Origin of the sequence: Polaribacter ponticola (genome assembly GCF_026191475.2) — a bacterium.
Lineage (GTDB): Bacteria > Bacteroidota > Bacteroidia > Flavobacteriales > Flavobacteriaceae > Polaribacter > Polaribacter ponticola.
Genome location: NZ_JAOSLC020000003.1, coordinates 1,510,632 through 1,527,666, shown reverse-complemented (window position 1 = coordinate 1,527,666; position 17,035 = coordinate 1,510,632). Strand labels below are relative to the sequence as shown.

The 17,035-nt window shown below is 29.7% G+C and carries 12 protein-coding genes and 1 pseudogene; 9 read left to right on the top strand and 4 right to left on the bottom strand.

Annotation, left to right across the window (positions count from 1 at the left end):
* Positions 1-144 precede the first annotated feature (144 nt).
* Together N5A56_RS12045 and mfd are read right to left on the bottom strand one after the other, a co-directional pair.
* The gene (locus N5A56_RS12045; protein WP_274270435.1) at positions 145-1,002 is read right to left on the bottom strand and encodes a DMT family transporter; all 858 of its coding nucleotides are present in this window, start codon (positions 1,000-1,002) and stop codon (positions 145-147) included.
* Positions 1,002-4,373: a transcription-repair coupling factor gene (mfd, locus tag N5A56_RS12040; RefSeq protein ID WP_265725673.1), complete on the bottom strand. Its 3,372-nt coding sequence runs from the start codon at positions 4,371-4,373 to the stop codon at positions 1,002-1,004. The genes N5A56_RS12045 and mfd overlap by 1 nt, the downstream gene beginning before the upstream one ends.
* 85 nt (positions 4,374-4,458) lie before the next feature.
* On the opposite strand from mfd, the gene N5A56_RS12035 reads away from it, so the two are divergent.
* Positions 4,459-4,998 (top strand): hypothetical protein, encoded by a 540-nt coding sequence (locus N5A56_RS12035; RefSeq protein WP_265725672.1) that lies wholly within the window; start codon positions 4,459-4,461, stop codon positions 4,996-4,998.
* Here the strand turns inward: N5A56_RS12035 and N5A56_RS12030 are convergent.
* Positions 4,995-5,483 (bottom strand): thioredoxin family protein, encoded by a 489-nt coding sequence (locus N5A56_RS12030; RefSeq protein ID WP_274270434.1) that lies wholly within the window; start codon positions 5,481-5,483, stop codon positions 4,995-4,997. The genes N5A56_RS12035 and N5A56_RS12030 overlap by 4 nt on opposite strands.
* Before the next feature lie 5 nt (positions 5,484-5,488).
* Positions 5,489-7,722, bottom strand: a pseudogene (locus N5A56_RS12025) (TonB-dependent receptor).
* A 99-nt stretch (positions 7,723-7,821) separates the two neighbouring features.
* Here N5A56_RS12025 and N5A56_RS12020 point away from each other — a divergent pair.
* The 8 genes from N5A56_RS12020 to atpD all read left to right on the top strand — a co-directional run bounded on the left by N5A56_RS12020 (position 7,822) and on the right by atpD (position 16,949).
* Complete coding sequence (locus N5A56_RS12020) at positions 7,822-8,478, top strand: metal-dependent transcriptional regulator (RefSeq protein WP_265725669.1); 657 nt, start codon at positions 7,822-7,824, stop codon at positions 8,476-8,478.
* Positions 8,475-9,311, top strand: a complete 837-nt coding sequence (locus N5A56_RS12015; protein WP_265725668.1) for a ZIP family metal transporter — start codon at positions 8,475-8,477, stop codon at positions 9,309-9,311. The genes N5A56_RS12020 and N5A56_RS12015 overlap by 4 nt, the downstream gene beginning before the upstream one ends.
* A gap of 119 nt (positions 9,312-9,430) precedes the next feature.
* Entirely contained in the window at positions 9,431-11,473 is a 2,043-nt protein-coding gene (locus N5A56_RS12010; RefSeq protein WP_274270433.1) for a UvrD-helicase domain-containing protein, read from the top strand.
* An 8-nt stretch (positions 11,474-11,481) separates the two neighbouring features.
* Positions 11,482-11,976 carry a 3'-5' exonuclease gene (locus N5A56_RS12005; protein WP_274270432.1) on the top strand — a complete coding sequence of 165 codons (495 nt, stop codon included), beginning with the start codon at positions 11,482-11,484 and terminating at the stop codon, positions 11,974-11,976.
* Between the two features lie 104 nt (positions 11,977-12,080).
* The gene (locus N5A56_RS12000; RefSeq protein WP_274270431.1) at positions 12,081-12,557 is read left to right on the top strand and encodes a PD-(D/E)XK nuclease family protein; all 477 of its coding nucleotides are present in this window, start codon (positions 12,081-12,083) and stop codon (positions 12,555-12,557) included.
* 47 nt (positions 12,558-12,604) lie between these two features.
* Complete coding sequence (gene kbl, locus N5A56_RS11995; protein WP_265725666.1) at positions 12,605-13,798, top strand: glycine C-acetyltransferase; 1,194 nt, start codon at positions 12,605-12,607, stop codon at positions 13,796-13,798.
* Between the two features lie 115 nt (positions 13,799-13,913).
* Positions 13,914-15,281: an OmpA family protein gene (locus N5A56_RS11990; RefSeq protein WP_265725665.1), complete on the top strand. Its 1,368-nt coding sequence runs from the start codon at positions 13,914-13,916 to the stop codon at positions 15,279-15,281.
* Positions 15,282-15,437: 156 nt separating this feature from the next.
* A complete protein-coding gene (gene atpD / locus N5A56_RS11985) occupies positions 15,438-16,949 on the top strand; it encodes a F0F1 ATP synthase subunit beta (RefSeq protein WP_265725664.1) in 1,512 nt (503 codons plus the stop codon).
* The last annotated feature ends 86 nt before the right edge of the window (positions 16,950-17,035 follow it).

The window sequence follows — 17,035 nt, the reverse complement described above, 5'->3', positions numbered from 1 at the left end:
TTTATTAAAAATTGAATTACCTTTAAGTTATAAAAAGGATGCCGTTTCAATCGGGGCTAAAACTATTTATTTGCTTTCTGTTATGCTATTTTTATAAGTAGTTTTTTTGGCTTTTTTTGTCATCTACTTTTGTTGTAAAAATGTCTATTTTTTACTTCTAAAACTTTCAATAACAACAGTTAGTAGAATTAAAATACCACCCAAAAAAGTGTTTATTGTTGGGGTCTCACTCAAAAAAAAGAAGGCTAATATAATGCCAAAAACAGGTTGTAAACTACTAATTATACTTGCTGTTGATGCAGAAAAGAATTTTAGAGAATGTAGCATTAAACTATGACCAATAGCAGTAGTTAAAAGCGCTAATAACAGTAGATATGGAAACTGATTTTTTAATGCAGATAAATCCATAATAAATAATACTGGTAATAATAAAACTGTAGTTACTAAAGTCTGATAAAACATTAGTGCTGTCCCGTTATATTTTGCTACATGCTGTTTTAGGATTAAAATTCTAACAGCGTAGCAAAAAGCAGATAAAACACCAAATAGAATTCCTTTTACTTGTGAGCTTTCAATGCTAAATTCTGGCGTTAAAATGTATAATCCTGTTAAGACCATTATTCCGAAAAGAATATAAATTGGATTAAATTTTACTTTTAAAAATAAAGGTTCTAATAAAGTGATTAAAATAGGAAAAGTATATAGAGACAAAACCCCTAAAGCAACATTAGATAACTTTAAAGCATAGAAATATGTTACCCAATGAGCAGCCATTAAAATACCACTTATTAGAAAAGGTTTATAATCTTTTGACGATTTTATGGTTAAATTTATTTTTTTATATCTACTGTAAATGTAAAGAAAACCCATGGCTAATGATGCTCTAAACCAAATAATAACTTCTGTTGGCATAGCAATATATTTACCTAAAACGCCAGATGTACTTATAAATAATGTTGCAATTAAAAGGCCGAAAATATTTTTCAAATGCGAATTTTCCATTAAATTTTCTTTAATATTTCTAAAGCTATTTTTACCGAATCAATTCTAATAAAAGTAATTAGTAAACGTAAACCATTTTTAGTTTCTTTCTCTTTCATTACACAGCTTTTTCCGTTTTGTTGTACGTATTTTAACATTTTAGAAAAAGCTTCTGTTTGGTAAAAATCGCTTTGCTGATCAGAAACAAAATAACCAATCATCCTTTTTTGCTTTAAAATAATCTTTTCTAAACCAAGTTCTTTAGCTAGCCATTTTATCCTAACAGAATCTAATAAATCTTCAACTTGAGTTGGGAATTCCCCAAATCTATCAATTATTTCAGATTCAAAAATTTGTAATTCATCTTCCTTAATTAAATCTCCTAACTTTGTGTATAAAGCTAGTCTTTCTGTAATAGAATTTATATAGTTATCTGGGAATAAAATTTCGAAATCAGTATCAATAGTTACTTCTTTAACATATTCTTTAGGTTTAGAAGTGTCGGTTGGATATAATTCTTTAAACTCATTTTCTTTTAATTCTACAATAGCTTCTTGTAATATTTTTTGATACGTATCAAACCCAATATCGTTTATAAAACCACTTTGTTCACCACCTAATAAATCTCCAGCACCACGAATTTCTAAATCTTTCATAGCAATGTTAATTCCACTTCCTAAATCAGAAAATAAAACTAAAGCCTCAATTCTTTTTCTGGCATCATCTGTCATCATATGATAAGGAGGAGTAATGAAATAACAGAAGGCTTTTTTGTTAGAACGTCCAACTCTTCCACGCATTTGGTGTAAATCCGATAATCCAAAATTGTTAGCATTATTTATAAAAATAGTATTTGCGTTAGGTACATCTAAACCACTTTCAATAATTGTAGTAGAAACTAAAACATCAAAATCATTATCCATAAAACCAAGCATTAAAGCTTCTAGTTTTTTGCCTTCCATTTGACCATGACCAATGCCAATTTTAGCAGAAGGAACCAATCTTTGAAGTAAACCAGCAACTTCTTTTATGTTTTCTATTCTATTATGAATAAAGAAAACCTGTCCTCCTCTAGAAATTTCATAAGAAATAGCATCTCTAATTACTTCTTCAGAAAAACGAATAACATTACTTTCTATTGGATGTCTGTTTGTAGGTGGTGTTTTTATAACCGATAAATCTCTTGCGGCCATTAAACTAAACTGTAAAGTTCTCGGAATTGGAGTAGCTGTTAAGGTTAACGTATCAACATTCTCTTTTAAAGTTTTTAATTTGTCTTTTACTGCAACACCAAATTTTTGTTCTTCATCAATAATTAATAAACCTAAATCTTTAAATTCTAAACGTTTGTTTGTTAGTTGATGTGTTCCAATAATAATATCAACTTCTCCTTTATTTACACCATCAATAGCTGCGGTTTTTTGTTTAGCAGTTCTAAATCTGTTTAAATAATCTATTTGTACAGGGAAATCTTTTAAACGCTCAGAAAACGTTTTATAGTGCTGAAAAGCCAAAATAGTTGTTGGTACTAAAATGGCAACTTGTTTACCGTTATCTACAGCTTTAAAAGCTGCTCTAACAGCAACTTCTGTTTTACCAAAACCTACATCACCACAAACCAATCTATCCATTGGTTGCTCTTTTTCCATGTCTAATTTTACATCTTGTGTTGCTGTAAATTGATCTGGAGTGTCTTCATACATAAAACTACCTTCTAACTCATGCTGAATATGTGTGTCTGGACCAAAAGCAAATCCTTTTTGCAGCTTTCTTTTTGCGTATAATTGAATTAAATTAAACGCAATATGTTTAACTCTAGCCTTGGTTTTTTGTTTGATTTTTTTCCAAGCGCCAGAACCTAATTTGTATATTTTAGGTGCTTTACCATCTTTTCCATTGAATTTAGAAATTTTATGAAGTGAATGAATACTTACATATAAAATGTCTCTTTCTCCATAAACTAATTTAATGGCTTCTTGCTTTTTTCCTTGAACATCAATTTTTTGTAAACCACCAAATTTCCCAATCCCATGATCCATATGTGTAACATAATCTCCAATTTCAAGTTTGTTTAATTCTTGAAGTGTAATAGCTTGCTTTTTTGCATACCCATTTTTTAATCGGAATTTATGATAACGTTCAAAAATTTCATGATCTGTATAACAAACCAACCTTTGTTCTATATCAACAAAACCTTTGTATAAAGGAAAAACAACTGTTTCGTAATGTACTTCTTGTTCTGCATCATCAAAAATGTCATGAAAACGTTGTGCTTGTTGTTCGTTTGCACAAAAAATATAATTGGTAAATCCTCCTTTATGATATTCTTCTAAATTATCAATTAATAAATTGAATTGCTTGTTAAAAGAAGGCTGTGGAATGACGTTAAATTTAATGTCATGCTGAACTTGTTTTAGCATTTTTTCTTGAGATTCTGAAACAAGTTCAGAATGACGCTTTGCTTCAAAATTAACTAAAGAAAAATCTTGAATCTGTTTTTTAATAAAATCCCCATTACAAAATAACTCATTTGGTTTTGCATGTTTTATTTCTTTAGATAAATCATTGAAAGCTTCTTGTGCTTTAGTGTAAAATTTATCTAGATTTCCAAATATTAAATCTAAGTTTTTTGCAAAAATTATTGTTTTAGGTGAAATGTATTTTAAGAAACTCTCTCTATTTTCTTGTAATGTTTTATTCTCAACATTTGGCATTATTGAGATTTTTTTTAATTTTTCTTTAGAAAGTTGGGTTTCTACATCAAAAGTTCGAATACTATCAATCTCATCACCAAAAAATTCTATTCTGTAAGGTTCGTCATTAGAAAAAGAAAAAACATCTATAATTCCTCCTCTCACAGAAAAGTCTCCAGGTTCTGTAACGAAATCAACTCGTTTAAATTTGTATTCGAATAAAACTTCATTTACAAAATCTAATGATAAACTTTCTGCAACTGTTACTTTTAATGTGTTCTTTTCTAGTTCTTTCTTAGTTACTACTTTTTCAAATAAAGCAGTAGGATAGGTAACTATTACAGCGGGTTTTTTACGAGAATTAATTCTATTTAAAACTTCTGAGCGTAATAAAACATTCGCATTATCAGTTTCTTCAATTTGATATGGTCTTCTGTAAGAACCTGGGTAAAAGAGTACGTTTTTTTCACCTAAAAGTTGTTCTAGATCATTTAAATAATAAGCAGCTTCTTCCTTATCATTAAATATTAAGAGGTATGGTTTGTCTCCTTTTTTAAAAGTTTCTGAAATAACAAAAGACAACGAAGAGCCTACTAAATTCGAAATCTGAATTTGGTTTTTATCTTGTTGAAGTTGTTTGTTTAACTGCGAAATATTCGCAGATTTTTGATATTGATTTACAATGTTCTGCTTACTCAACGTAAAAATATTTTATACAAATATATTAATTTGAAAGAGTTAGAGTTTAAATCTTTTTCTATTTTTATACTTTTAAAAAATAATCATGAAAATTAACTCTTTAGTATTTGTTTTATTTTTATCACTTTCCCTTTCATCTCAGAATTTTGATAGTAAATGGACAGTAGGTTTAAGTCTTGCTTCTGCAAAATATACAGATTTTCAGGGTAAAATTTTAGGAGGTTCATTTGTGAACCAGTCACCAAGAATTAATGTTTCTAAATACTTGCTAAAAGGCTTTATTGCTGATGTTGGTTTATCAACTGCTATTTTCGATACACAAAAATATACAACTTTAGATGCCGTTATACGTTATGACTTTAGAGCATCTTCAGACAATGTAGTACCATATTTATTAATTGGAGGTAGTGTTGTAAGTGCCATAAAATCTACACCAACTTTAAATTTTGGAGTTGGAAATACTTTTTGGCTTAAACCTAATTACGGTGTTAACCTTCAGTTAATCTATAAATACTCTGAAGCTAAGTTTGAGAGTCAATACTCACATTTTTATCCTTCTATTGGTTTGGTTTACAGTTTAGAGCCAAGAAATATGAATCCAAGAATTTGGGATAGAAAACATTAACTTTTTAATTGTAGAATTTTCAATAGAATATTTTCCATTTTTTTACTATTAATGTAGCTGTCAATCTGTAAATTAATTTCAAATTTTGAACTTAAAAATGCAGTAGTTGGATAGCTGGTTTTATTATTAATAGTACCTAATTCTTTTGCAAGTTCATGTATTCCAGTTTTGCTTCCGTTAGGTTTGTATTTAAATTTTTTGCCTAAAAAAAAGATTTCTTTTTTATGTTCTGCATTTAATTTTATAAAATAAAAACGATCATTTAGTAAGTTTATAACTTTTAAATTTTGAAATGTTTTTTTCTTCATTCCAAAACAAATTTTACACCAATCGGTGTAAATAAATGCAACTACAGGTTTTGGTTTTGTTTGTTGTAGAATTTCAATTTCTGAAAAGGTGTATGTTTTTAATACTACTTTTTCTTTTTGTGCTCGAATTGCAAAACAGTAAAGAAGAATTATAAAAACAATGCTTTTTTTTATCATTTTACTTAAAAAATAGTGAATCTTAGGCCTGCAAAAGCTCTAATTCCTTGATTAGAAGCGTAAACATAACTTGGGTCAAAAGCTAATTCTGGATTTTTATCTGTATCTAGGCCTATCTCAAAAGGGTTATTAGCGTTATTAATGCTGTTTGAAGCAGGTGTAAAATTTAATAAGTTTTTTACACCACCATAAATTTCCCAAGAGTTGCTAAATTTCTTTGTTAATTGTATATTTTGAATACTAAACCAAGGTGAATATTCATCTCTTGGATCATTTTCTCCTAACAATGGCAAACGCATTGGTCCATAAATGTTACCAGTATAATCTAAAGTGAAATCGTTTTGAAATTTATAAGAAATAGACCAAACTCCACTAAAACTTTCTGTTAATAATTGCCTAGTTTTTACGTCATTTTCTGTTACAGAAACATCCATTAAAGTTGCACCAGCATTTATTGCTAAACCATTTGTAAATAAAAAATCTGCGTTTAAAGAAACTCCTTTAGAAACAGAAAACCCTTCTAAATTTGCATATATAATTTTATTAGAATCAGTTTCATAATCAGGTAGAATTCTGTTATCAAAATGCGTGTAAAATGCACTTGCGTCTAAAGTGATAAAAGTGTTTTCTGTATTTATCTTTTTTACAAAATTGATGTTTGCATTCCAAGAAGTTTCTGGTTTTAGTTCGCCTTCAAATTCAACCTCTCTTGCACCTGTTAAAGCTGCATGATCTTCTGTAAAAACATTAGCAACTCTAAAGCCATTACCTAAACTAAATCTAATAATATTAGAATTATCTCTAGAATTCCATTTGTAATTTATTCTTGGCGAAAAAATACTTCCATGCTTGCTGTTGTAATCCCATCTTGCACCAAGTAACAACTTTTTTCTATCAGTTAAACTGATTTCATCTTGTAAGAAAACTCCAGGCAAATGAACTTTTGAAGGCTGATTTTCATTCCCATTTTCATCTAAAGTTGCAAAAGTATTGTCGTCATAAAAAGTGTATCTGTAAGCTAATCCTAAAGTGAAATCGTGTTTTTCATTAATGTTCTTGTTGTAAACAAATTGTCCAAAAGCAATAAATTGTTCTGCATCATAAGCATCAGTTCCATAATAAGAATCTTGAAAATGACCATTTGCACTAAATTGAAAATTAATATTTTCTGATGTTGGTAATTGGTAAGTTCCAAAGGTTTCCCACCTGTTAGTATAAATACTTTCTCCATATTTAGTGTCTGTTCCTCTGTATTTTTTTTCCAGTCCATTTCGCCTCCCCATCTATCTTCATAAACATGCCTTCCTGCAATTGTAAAAACCTTGTTGCTTTTTCTATCAATATTGATTTTATTGAAAAGTGATATTCTGTTTTGCAGTGTTAAATCTGTAAAATTGTCATTATTGTTATCTATTCTATTCTGAAAATTGAAATAATTTACACCTAATAAACCTTGTGTTTTTTCATTTAAATTATAGCGTAAACCTAGATCCATATTAACTTCTCCCCAAGAACTTGCAAAAGTATCTGTTGTTAATTTTGGTGCATTTGTTGGTTTTTTTGTAATAATATTTATAATTCCTCCAACAGCTTCAGAACCATATAATGTAGATGCAGGGCCTTTAACAACTTCTACTCTTTCTATTAAAGCCTGTGGAATTCCTGTTAAGCCATACACTGTAGAAAGTCCACTAACAATTGGCATTCCATCAATTAAAATAAAAGTGTAAGGACCTTCTAATCCATTTATATGAATGTCTCCAGTATTACAAACATTGCAATTTAATTGCGGACGAACTCCGTTTACATTTTGTAAAGATTCAAAAATAGAAGGTGTAGGATTTTTCTTAAAAAAAGTTTCGCTATATACTTCTACAGGAACTGGACTTGCCAATTTACTTATAGGTTTTAGAGTTCCAGATATTACAATTTCATCTAAAGAATTATCTTCTGATAAAAAGAAATTTTTGATTAATACTTGATTCTCTTTAACTGATATTTTAACTGATTTTGTTTTGTAACCAATACTACTAATTATTAAAGTATAATTCCCTTTTTTTATGTTATTAAGTTGATAAAATCCCTTTTCATTGGTAGAGGTTCCAATTTTAGTTTTCTTTAAATATACATTTACATATGGTAAAGTATTCCCTTTTTTAGTGCTGATTTTTCCAGAAATAGATTGCCCAAAAGACACAAACGAAATCAAAAATAAACTTACAAAAAATCCTATTTTCATTATAAATATTTTTTGCAAATATAAAATAATTTTTAGACTTGTCTAAAAATAGGTTTTTATAAATCAAAATTTTGTATGTTTGTAGTCTAAATTAAAGATGTGTTTAGTCAATCAGAAGAAAATTATTTAAAAGCAATTTATCATTTAAGTGCAATTTCAGATAAAGGAATTAGCACAAATTCTATTGCAGAAAAATTAGAAACGAAAGCTTCTTCTGTAACTGATATGATTAAAAAACTATCAGAAAAAAAGGTTGTTGTTTATAAAAAATATCATGGAGTTCATCTAACTGAGGAAGGGTCAAAAATAGCAGCAAATGTTATTAGAAAACATAGACTTTGGGAAGTTTTTTTAGTTGATAAACTTAATTTTTCTTGGGATGAAGTACATGATGTTGCAGAACAATTAGAACATATTAAATCTCCAAAACTAATAAATCAAATAGATGCTTTATTAGGTTTTCCAACCCACGATCCTCATGGAGATCCAATTCCTGATAAAGATGGAAATCTAAAAACTATTGATAAAAGTTTATTGTCAACTTTATCAAAAAATGAAAAAGGAATTTGTGTTGGTGTAGATGATTCTTCATCAGAATTTTTACAGTTTTTAGACAGAAAAGGCATCACTTTAGGAAAACAAATAAAAGTATTAGAAAGAGAAGATTTTGATGATTCTTTCTCAATTTTAATTGATGATAAAAAACTTTCAATATCAAAAAAAATAGCGAATAATTTATACATAAAAAAGACATGAGTACATTCGATCAATTAGTTGCATTTGGAAAAGAACATCCAATTCAAGCCGCATTATATGCCTCACTTTTTACTTGGGGATTAACAGCTTTAGGAGCATCATTAGTTTTCTTTTTCAAAAAGTTAAACAGAGCAGTTTTAGATGGGATGTTAGGTTTTACAGGAGGTGTAATGGTTGCTGCAAGTTTTTGGAGTTTATTGGCGCCAGCAATAGAAAATAGCCCAGGAGAAGGTTTTGTAAAAGTTTTGCCATCTGCAATTGGTTTTGGATTAGGTGCTTTATCTTTATTTGGTATGGATAAAATTTTACCACATTTACATATTAATTTTAAAGAAAGTGAAGCTGAAGGTGTAAAAACTGATTTACATAGGTCTACACTTTTGGTTTTGGCAATAACACTACACAATATTCCAGAAGGATTAGCTGTTGGTGTTTTATTTGGGGCAGCTTCAACTTTAGTGGGAGTTGAACAAACAGAAATGATTATTGCTGCAATTTCTTTAGCAATTGGTATAGGAATTCAGAATTTTCCCGAAGGATTTGCAGTTGCAATGCCTTTAAGAAGACAAGGAATAAGTAGAATAAAAAGTTTTTGGTATGGACAATTATCTGCAGTCGTAGAACCAGTTGCAGCAGTTTTAGGAGCTTTAGCAGTTTCGTTTTTTACACCTATTTTACCTTACGCTTTAGCATTTGCAGCTGGTGCAATGATTTTTGTAGTGGTAGAAGAAGTAATACCAGAAACCCAAAGAGATAAATATACAGATATTGCCACACTTGGTTTTATTGGCGGTTTTATTGTAATGATGTCTTTGGATGTTGGTTTAGGTTAAGATTTGAATTGTAAAAATATAAGAAAAGCAGAATTTTGTAATTGAAATTCTGCTTTTCTTTTCTGTAGATTTTTGTCTTTTGGAGCTAAAAAGGTTATTTTGCAATAAAAAATATTACTGTGCAAAAACCAGCAACTTTCGAAGTTTATAATGCATCCGCAGGAAGTGGAAAAACGTTTACTCTTGTAAAAGAATACTTAAAAGTATTATTAAGTTCTGAAGATGTTTTTACGTTTCAGAAAGTTTTAGCAATTACATTTACTAATAAAGCTGCAGGAGAAATGAAAGAGCGAGTTCTTTCTAATCTAGAAGACTTTGCAAATGGTAAACAAAATGATTTATTTAAAATTATTATTAATGAAGTTGCTGTAGATAAACTTACTATACAAGAAAGAAGTAAAAAAATTTTAGAAGTAATTTTACAACATTACTCAGCATTTTCAATTACTACCATTGATAGTTTTACGCATAAAATAATTAAAAGTTTTGCTTACGATTTAGGTTTACCGCTTAACTTTGAGGTAGAAATGGATGCTATTTCATTATTAGGTGAAGCTGTAGATGTTTTAATTTCTAAAATTGGTACAGACAAACAACTAACAAAACTTTTAATAGATTATACTTTAGATAAAACTGATGATGATAAGTCTTGGGATATTTCTAGAGATTTAAATGAGTTTGCTAAAGTGCTTTTAAATGAAGATGATGTAAGGCATTTTAGATTGCTTTCAAATAAAAAGTTAGAAGATTTTACAAATTTAAAATCGAAATTATTTCTGCATCAAAAAGAATTAAAAGAAACCTTTCGAAGAATTGGTGGAGATTGTTTAGAGTTAATAGAAAGTAAAGGGTTGGAGCATAAAGACTTTATGCGTTCTACAATTCCGAAGTTTTTTAAAGATATAAATGATAAATCTTTTAATTTTAATTACTTAACTAGAAGTTTAACTATTGAAAAAGCTATAGATAATCAACAATATTATTCTAAATCGACTACAGGTGAAGTAGCGTCATTAATAGAAAATATTGTTCCACAAATTATTGAGCTTTATAACAAATCCAAAGAAATATTTAGTCAATTTTTAATGAATAAATTGGCTTTAAAAAATATTATTCCCTTAGCAGTTTTAAATAATATTAATTTAGAGTTAGAGCAAATTAAAGAAGAAAACAACATTCAATTAAATTCTGAATTTAATCAACTAATTTCTGATAATATTAAAGAGCAACCAGCACCTTTTATTTATGAAAGAATTGGGCAGCGTTTTCAGCATTATTTTATTGATGAGATGCAAGATACTTCTACGTTGCAGTGGCAAAACTTAATTCCTTTAATAGATAATGCATTGGCGCAAGAAAATAGTAATTTATTGTTGGTAGGTGATGGTAAGCAAGCTATCTATAGGTGGCGAGGAGGTAAGGCAGAACAGTTTATTGAGTTAGGTTCAGACACTGTAAACCCTTTTCATGTATTTAAAGAAATTAAAAGCTTAGAAACGAATTATCGAAGCTATTCTGAAGTAATAAATTTTAATAACTCATTTTTCCAGCATACAGGAGGTTTTCTTCAAAACAACTCTTATAAAAACCTTTTTGTTGAAGGAAATAAGCAGGTTGAGAATTCTAAAAAAGGAGGATTTGTTTCTTTATCTTTTTTAGAAGATGAAAAAGATAAAGAAGAGAGAAAAATTAAGTATCCTAAGAAAGTTTTAGAGAGAATTAATCAATTAAAGAATCAATTTTCTTTGAATGAAATTTGCATTTTAACACGCACAAAAAAAGATGGAGTTACAATTGCAAAATATTTAACTGAGAATAATGTAGATATTATTTCGTCTGAAACATTACTAATACAAAATAGCGCTAAAGTAATTTTTATTATTGATGTCTTAAAAATATTACAAAACCCAAACGATGAAGAAACGCGTTTTAATATGTTGTATTTTTTACATGAACATTTAAACGTAAATAAGTCAAAACCATTTTTCTTTAAAGAATTTGCAAAGTTAGATAACCAAACTATTTTTGAGAATTTAAAAATATATGGAATCTCATTTGAGGTTTCGATTTTTTATCAGCTACCTTTTTACGAGAAAATTGAAGCGATTATAAGAGGTTTTAATCTATTAAATACTTCAGATGCTTATGTTCAATTTTTTTAGATGTTGTATTGGAGCAGCAGCGAAATTCTACCAATGTAGCAGATTTCTTAGAATTCTGGGAAATAAAAAAAGAACGCTTAAGCATTGTTGCTTCAGAAAGTAAAAACGCTGTTCAGATTATGACAATTCATAAATCTAAAGGATTGGAGTTTCCGGTTGTAATTTTTCCCTGTGATGTAGATATTTATAGACAAATTAATCCAAAGGTTTGGTTAAATGAATTGCCAGAAAATTATGATAATTTTAAAGAACTCTTGGTTGATTACAATAAGGAGTTAAGTTATGTAAATAATAGGGGTTTAGAGATATATAATAAACAAAGAGAAGAGCTAGAGCTAGATAATTTTAATTTATTGTATGTGGCTTTAACAAGAGCTGTTGAGCAATTGCATATAATTACAGAAAAGAAAATTTCTACTAAAGGTGAAGAAAAAACAAATTTTTATTCAGGAATTTTTATTAATTATCTAATTAAAAAAATCTTTGGAATACTGATGTTTTAGAATATTTTTTTGGTAATAGTGCTAGAGTAGCTAAAAAAGTTGAGAATAGTTCTTTAGCTGAAGTGCATAAAAAATTTATTTCCACACCTTGGCAAGAACACAATGTGATTTTATTAGCAAGCGCTTCAAAATTGTGGAATACTAAACAAGGAGATGCTATTAGTTTTGGTAATTTATTTCATGAAATATTGTCTAGAATAAAATCACACGAAGATGTAGGTAAAGTAGTTGCTCAATATTATAAACAAGGATTAATAAATTTAGATCAATTTGAAGTTATTAAAGAGAAAATTGTTTTGATTGTTAATCATATAGATTTAAAATTTTATTTTTCAGAGTTTGTAACTGTTTTTAATGAAAGAGAGATTCTAGATGTGGATAACCAAATAATTATACCAGATCGTTTGGTTTTTACAGATAAAAATGAGGTTGTAGTCATAGATTATAAAACAGGAAATCAATCAAAAGAGCATCATCAGCAATTATTAAGGTACGAGAGAGTTTTAAAATCGATGGACTTTAAAGTAAAGAAAAAACTCTTAATTTATATTAATGATAAAATTGATGTTGTTGAGGTATAATCAAAAAAATAAACTTTGTAACTTTGTATTTTTTAAATCAATAAAAAATGTACGGTAAAATTAAAGATACTTTAAAAAAAGAGATTCAGGAAATTAAAGATGCTGGATTGTATAAGTCAGAAAGAATAATAACATCCTCTCAAGATGCAGTTATTAAAATTTCTACAGGAGAAGAGGTAATTAACTTTTGTGCAAATAATTATTTAGGGTTGTCTAATCATCCAGAAGTTATTAAAGCAGCAAAAGATACTATGGATACTCATGGTTTTGGAATGTCTTCTGTACGTTTCATTTGTGGTACTCAAGATATTCACAAACAATTAGAGCAAAAAATTGCAGATTTCTACACAACTGAAGATACCATATTATATGCAGCAGCTTTTGATGCAAATGGTGGTGTTTTTGAACCATTGCTAACAAAAGAAGATGCAATTATTTCTGATAGTTTAAATCACGCATCTATTATTGATGGAGTTCGTTTGTGTAAAGCAGCGCGTTATCGATATAGTAATAATGATATGTCGGCTTTAGAAGAGCAACTTATTGAAGCGAATAAACAAAATCATCGTTTTAAAATAATAGTTACAGACGGTGTTTTTTCTATGGATGGAATTGTAGCTAAGCTAGATGAAATTTGTGATTTAGCAGATAAGTATGATGCTTTGGTTATGGTTGATGAATGTCATGCAACTGGTTTTATTGGTAAAACAGGTAGAGGTACAGTAGAATTGAAAAACGTAATGGATCGTGTAGATATTGTTACGGGTACTTTGGGTAAGGCTTTAGGAGGTGCAATGGGAGGTTATACAACGGCAAAAAAAGAAATCATAGAAATTTTACGTCAACGTTCACGTCCTTATTTGTTTTCTAATTCTTTAGCGCCGGCAATAGTTGGAGCTTCATTAAAGGTTTTTGATTTAATTTCTGAAGATACTTCATTACGTGATAAATTAGAATGGAATACAAATTACTTTAGAACAGAAATGGAAAAAGCTGGTTTTGATTTGGTTGGTGCAGATGCAGCAATAGTACCGGTTATGTTATATGATGCAAAATTATCTCAAACGATGGCAAATAAGTTGTTGGATGAAGGTATTTACGTTATAGGTTTCTTTTTTCCTGTTGTTCCTAAAGAAAAAGCAAGAATAAGAGTGCAGCTTTCTGCGGCACACGAGAAAGAGCATTTAGATAAGGCTATTTCTGCATTTGTAAAGGTAGGTAAAGAGCTAAAAGTTATTTAGAATTGATAAAAAATTGCTCTTTTATGAATATTTTGTAGATTTGTCTTTGTAGATACGATAGAAGACTTTACTTTTGCGTATTATAATAACGAACTTTTAATTTAAAAATTTGATAATGAAACGATTAAAATTAGCTGTGATAGCTTTATTTACGTTGGTAACAGTTAGTAACGTAAGCGCACAAGATGAAAACAACCCATGGGCTGTAAGTTTTGGTATGAATACTGTAGATTTTATTCATGCACCAATTAGTGAGAAGATTCACTTTGAAGATCTTTTAGGTAGTGATCAGGATTGGAATCTATTGCCTTCGATTTCAAGGCTTTCTGTAAGTAAGTATTTAGAAAAAGGATTTAGTTTACAATTAGCAGGTTCTATAAATAAGATTGAAAATTTCAAATTAGAAAATGATTCTGATTTTCTTTATTATTCTATCGATGCTTCTGTAAGGTATGACTTAAATGAGTTAGCCCCTGGAATTGATACAGGTTGGTTTGATCCTTATGTTCATTTAGGTGGTAGTTATGTTTCTGTAGATTCTGAAGGTGAAGGAATGTTAACATTTGGTGCTGGATTTAATACTTGGTTTAATGAAAACTTAGGATTAAACTTTCAGACAGGTGCTAAACGTGGTTTTGCAGATAAAGTACAAAATCATTGGCAACATTCTTTAAGTTTAGTTATTAAATTTGGAGGAAAAGATACTGATGGAGACGGAGTATATGATAAAGATGATGCTTGTCCAGAAGTTGCTGGTTTAGCAGAATTTAACGGATGTCCTGATGCTGATGGAGACGGTGTAAAAGATTCTGATGATGCTTGTCCTAATGTTGCAGGTTTAGCAGCTATGAACGGTTGTCCTGATTCTGACGGAGACGGTGTTGCTGATAAAGATGATATGTGTCCTAATTCTAAAGGAACTAAAGCTAATAAAGGTTGTCCTGATACTGACGGAGATGGTGTTGTTGATAAAGACGATAAATGTGCTACTACTGCAGGACCTGCTGCAAATGGTGGATGTCCTTGGCCAGATACTGACGGAGACGGTGTATTAGATAGAGATGATAAATGTGTTAGTGTTGTAGGACCTGCATCTAATAACGGATGTCCTGTGCCAGTAATTAAAGATGAAGCTGTTGAAGCAATTAAATTTGCTGCTAAATCTATATTATTTAACTCAGGAAGATCTTCTTTCAAATCTGGTGTAACTAAGCAATTAGACGCTATTGTTGCAATTATGAGTAAAAACAATAAAGCAACTTTTGCTATTGGAGGTTATACTGATAGTTCAGGTAGAGCTTCTTCTAACTTAAAGTTATCTGAAAAAAGAGCAAATGCTGTTAAAGATTACTTCGTAAGAAAAGGAATTGATGCTTCAAGATTAACTGCTAAAGGTTATGGTGAAGCACATCCAGAAGCATCTAACTTAACTAGAGCAGGAAGAGCTCAAAACAGAAGAGTAGAAATTAAAGTAACTAACTAATATTTAGTTAAACTACTATATTAAAAGCCTCATCTTTAAGATGAGGCTTTTTTAGTTAAAAAACTTTTTTAAATTCAAACAAAAAAAGTACCTTTGCACCTTGAAAATGAGAGGGTAGTTCCCATATAAAATAATAATAATTTAATTAGATACAAAATGTCTACAACTACAGGTAAAGTTTCTCAAATAATTGGGCCAGTTATTGATGTTGAATTCAATACAGAAAACAACGAGCTTCCTAAAATTTATGATTCGTTAGAAATTAAAAAAGCTGATGGTTCAATTTTAGTTTTAGAAGTACAACAACACATTGGTGAAGATACTGTTAGAACTATTTCTATGGATGCTACTGATGGATTATCTAGAGGGGCAGAAGTTTTTGCTACAGGAAGTCCAATTCAAATGCCAATAGGTAATGATATTTACGGTCGTTTATTTAATGTTACTGGTGAGGCTATTGATGGTCTTGGTAATTTAAATAAAGATGGTAAAGACGGTTTACCAATTCATAGATCTGCACCTAAGTTCGAAGATTTATCTGTATCTACAGAAGTTTTATTTACAGGAATTAAAGTAATCGATTTAATTGAACCTTATGCAAAAGGTGGTAAAATTGGATTATTTGGTGGAGCAGGAGTAGGTAAAACAGTATTAATTCAAGAGTTAATTAACAACATTGCGAAAGGACATGGTGGTTTATCTGTGTTTGCAGGAGTTGGTGAAAGAACTCGTGAAGGTAATGATTTACTTCGTGAAATGTTAGAGTCAGGGATTATCAAGTATGGTGATGACTTTATGCATTCTATGGAAGAAGGAGGATGGGATTTATCAAAAGTAGATAAACCTGGTATGAGAGATTCAAAAGCTACTTTCGTATTCGGACAAATGAATGAGCCACCAGGAGCACGTGCACGTGTTGCATTATCTGGTTTAACTATTGCTGAGTATTTCCGTGATGGAGCAGGAGAGGCACAAGGAAAAGATGTTCTTTTCTTTGTTGATAATATTTTTAGATTTACACAAGCAGGTTCTGAGGTGTCGGCACTTTTAGGACGTATGCCATCTGCAGTTGGTTACCAACCAACATTAGCAACTGAAATGGGTGCAATGCAAGAACGTATTACATCTACTAAAAAAGGTTCTATTACATCAGTACAGGCGGTTTATGTTCCTGCAGATGATTTAACAGATCCAGCGCCAGCAACAACGTTTGCGCATTTAGATGCTACAACTGTATTATCTCGTAAAATTGCAGAATTAGGTATTTATCCTGCAGTAGATCCATTAGATTCTACTTCTAGAATTTTATCTGCTGAAATCTTAGGAGATGAGCACTATAATACAGCAACAGCTGTAAAAGAAATTTTACAACGTTATAAAGAATTACAAGATATTATTGCTATTTTAGGTATGGAAGAATTATCTGAAGAAGATAAATTAGTAGTTCACAGAGCTAGACGTGTACAACGTTTCTTATCTCAACCTTTTCATGTAGCTGAACAATTTACAGGTATACCTGGTGTATTAGTAGATATTAAAGACACTATTAAAGGCTTTAATATGATTATGGATGGTGAGTTAGATAAATACCCTGAAGCAGCATTTAACTTAAGAGGATCAATTCAAGACGCAATTGATGCTGGTGAGAAAATGCTTGCGGAGGCATAAGCAAAAGCAAGTGCTGAATTTATTTCAGCATCTGTTTTAAAAACCTATTACTAACATTAATAAATCCTGATTCAAGTTCAGGATAG

Excerpts from the sequence above, each read along its gene's own strand:
- atpD (WP_265725664.1), top strand. The coding sequence starts at position 15,438 with ATGTCTACAACTACAGGTAAAGTTTCTCAAATAATTGGGCCAGTTATT.
- N5A56_RS12030 (WP_274270434.1), bottom strand. The coding sequence starts at position 5,483 with ATGATAAAAAAAAGCATTGTTTTTATAATTCTTCTTTACTGTTTTGCA.
- kbl (WP_265725666.1), top strand. The coding sequence starts at position 12,605 with ATGTACGGTAAAATTAAAGATACTTTAAAAAAAGAGATTCAGGAAATT.
- N5A56_RS12035 (WP_265725672.1), top strand. The coding sequence starts at position 4,459 with ATGAAAATTAACTCTTTAGTATTTGTTTTATTTTTATCACTTTCCCTT.
- N5A56_RS12015 (WP_265725668.1), top strand. The coding sequence starts at position 8,475 with ATGAGTACATTCGATCAATTAGTTGCATTTGGAAAAGAACATCCAATT.
- N5A56_RS12045 (WP_274270435.1), bottom strand. The coding sequence starts at position 1,002 with ATGGAAAATTCGCATTTGAAAAATATTTTCGGCCTTTTAATTGCAACA.
- N5A56_RS11990 (WP_265725665.1), top strand. The coding sequence starts at position 13,914 with ATGAAACGATTAAAATTAGCTGTGATAGCTTTATTTACGTTGGTAACA.